Origin of the sequence: Wolbachia endosymbiont of Drosophila leontia (assembly GCF_028981785.1) — a bacterium.
Classification (GTDB): domain Bacteria; phylum Pseudomonadota; class Alphaproteobacteria; order Rickettsiales; family Anaplasmataceae; genus Wolbachia; species Wolbachia pipientis.
In genome coordinates this window covers 8,602-11,054 of the sequence record NZ_JAPQLK010000138.1, presented here as the reverse complement: position 1 = coordinate 11,054, position 2,453 = coordinate 8,602, and the positions used below count along the sequence as shown (strand labels likewise).

Genomic DNA, 2,453 nt, shown 5'->3' with positions numbered 1-2,453 from the left:
TCTAATAGATACAACTCTGCTAATCGATTTACTTCATAACTACAACTAATACGAACTATTAATTTCTTGTTGCCCATGAGCTCTACCATATATTATCCATCGAGACATATGGTTATTTGATCATTAGCTCTATAAATAAATTCAACTCTCCGTTCTTTTTGTAGAAGCTTTCGGGAAATAGTCTTCTCAAGTTTCAGGTTTATTGCAATATTGTTGGCGGAGTCCCCTCACCTCTTCTTGATTTTTTGGTTTATCTTGTCTACCTATTTTGCCACTCTGCTGAACAGATACACTCAACTAATGGTCAATACATCTTCTATTAAAAATTGTACAAATTCATTGCCATTCCAGTAATTCACAGAGATTTTACCCAAAATAGCTTTAACATTACCCTGCATGATAGCAGAGCCAAGATGAGTATTTGCAGAACGAAATGCAATAGCTCTTACCATAACATTATCATCAGCAATAAAACATTTTATATGGTCAACTCCTATAACTTCAGGCTTTCTTATCTTTGCTCCTTGGATAATAAACCTTGGTTCAGGATTTCCAACTCCAAATGGTCCCAAGCGTTGCAATTGATTCCATAAAGACAAATTTATTGCTTTAGCAGTTACTACACTATCAGCTTTTAAAGTTTTCTCATTTATAGAGTTTGAAAATCTTTCAGTAAAAAAATCATGCAAATCATTTATTTTGTCTTCTTTAATTGAAAATCCTGCCGCCATACTATGGCCACCACCTTCAATAATCAAATTTATAAACTTTGCGGAAAGGACTGCAGCACCGATATCAACTCCCAAAATTGATCTACAGCTTGCTTTTCCTATTCCATTATTTAAAGATATCACTGCTGTTGGCAAGTGAAACTGCTCCTTTAGCCTTGATGCAATTATACCAATTATTCCCTGGTGCCAATTGCCACTTATCATTATAAAATTCGCACCTGATTGGGCAGACTTTTCCGCTTGTGCTGTAGCTTCCAAGAGAGCCTCATTTTCTAACACTTTTCTTGCATTATTCAAATCTATTAATTTTAGCGCGATTGAATGTGCCTCTTCATCATCATCGGTGGAAAGCAACCTTGCACCAAGCGATGCTTCTCCTATTCTTCCTCCAGCATTTATGCATGGCCCAATACTAAACCCTAATCGAGAAACACTTGGTTTTTCAAGGATTCCCAAAGCATCAAATAAAACACGCAAGCCAACGTTTTTTCTTGTTGACATAACTTTTAATCCTTGTGAGACAAGTGCTCTATTGAGGCCTGTGATCTGCATAACATCACAGACAGTTCCCAGGGCAACCAAATCCAACAGATCAAATAAATCTGGTTCTTTTTTGTTGGTAAAAAATCCTTGCTCACGTAGGCTTTTATTAAGAGCAACAATTAGCAGAAATGACACTCCAACTGCTGCTAGGTTATTATAAGGAGAGCTCTCATCAAGGCGGTTTGGATTCACAACTGCTACGGCGCTTGGTAATTTTTCCGTACCAAGGTGATGGTCAACAACTATAATATCAAGACCAAAAGCCTTTGCATCTTCTATTGGTTGATATGCAAGCGTACCACAATCAACGGAAATACATAAATCAACTCCATTCTTTTTAAGTTGTAATAAAGCATCTGTGTTTAATCCATAGCCCTCATCAACACGATCTGGAATGTAGATTATAGAGTGTATATCGATTGCTCTCAGGTACCTGTTAATCAATGCTGACGACGTTGCACCATCAACATCATAGTCACCAAATATTGCAAGGTTTTCATCATTTTTTATTGCCCGTATTATACGAGAAACAGCTTTATCCATATCAAGAAGGTGAAAGGGATCTGGTAATAGCGATCTGATTAGTGGATATAAGAAGTCGCTTGCATTTTCTATGTTAACACCACGAGTAACCAATATTCTTGCTAATATTTCTGGTAACTCAAATCTCTGTGTAAGAGTTAAGATTTGCCTTTGATCTGCTTCTTGCAACTTCCACAATGCATTTGTTATGCTGCGCTTTTCAATTTCAAGTAGCATATTCTTTCTTTGTAAATAAAACTACTTTACCAGAATTTTTAAGCTTGTTCTATAATTGTATTAGACTTCTGCATAACCTAAACTAAGTAGAAAAAAGGTATCATCTAAGTAGCTGACACTGGTCTCCATCCAAGAGGGCAGTAGCCCCTTCGGTGTCATTCCAGCGCGTGACCAGGTCTTTTTAGCTATCATAGGATGACAGAGGCAGACACTCCACTTTGTCGTTCCAGTGCCTTGACTATTTGGATCCAGGAAAAAGAATGGTGTCATCCCAGTGCCCCTATGATGTCATCCCAGTGCTCCTTTTTTTGTCATCCGAGTAGCTGACACTGGGATGGCTTTGTTGCATTGCTCTTCGGATAGTAGGTAACGTACAATAAATTCATGAAGCTATCTCAAACTTGGCCATGCCTATTTCAG

The 2,453-nt window shown here is 37.7% G+C and carries 2 protein-coding genes; one reads left to right on the top strand and one right to left on the bottom strand.

The annotated features are described in order from the left end of the window. Nucleotides 1-293: 293 nt before the first annotated feature. Nucleotides 294-2,033 (bottom strand): single-stranded-DNA-specific exonuclease RecJ, encoded by a 1,740-nt coding sequence (gene recJ, locus OZD63_RS05075; protein WP_274980045.1) that lies wholly within the window; start codon nt 2,031-2,033, stop codon nt 294-296. A gap of 195 nt (nt 2,034-2,228) precedes the next feature. On the opposite strand from recJ, the gene OZD63_RS05070 reads away from it, so the two are divergent. Continuing rightward, the gene (locus OZD63_RS05070; protein ID WP_275008292.1) at nt 2,229-2,360 is read left to right on the top strand and encodes a hypothetical protein; all 132 of its coding nucleotides are present in this window, start codon (nt 2,229-2,231) and stop codon (nt 2,358-2,360) included. Nucleotides 2,361-2,453: the final 93 nt, after the last annotated feature.

Coding starts and splice junctions, on each gene's coding strand:
- recJ (WP_274980045.1), bottom strand. CDS start 2,033: ATGCTACTTGAAATTGAAAAGCGCAGCATAACAAATGCATTGTGGAAG.
- OZD63_RS05070 (WP_275008292.1), top strand. CDS start 2,229: ATGACAGAGGCAGACACTCCACTTTGTCGTTCCAGTGCCTTGACTATT.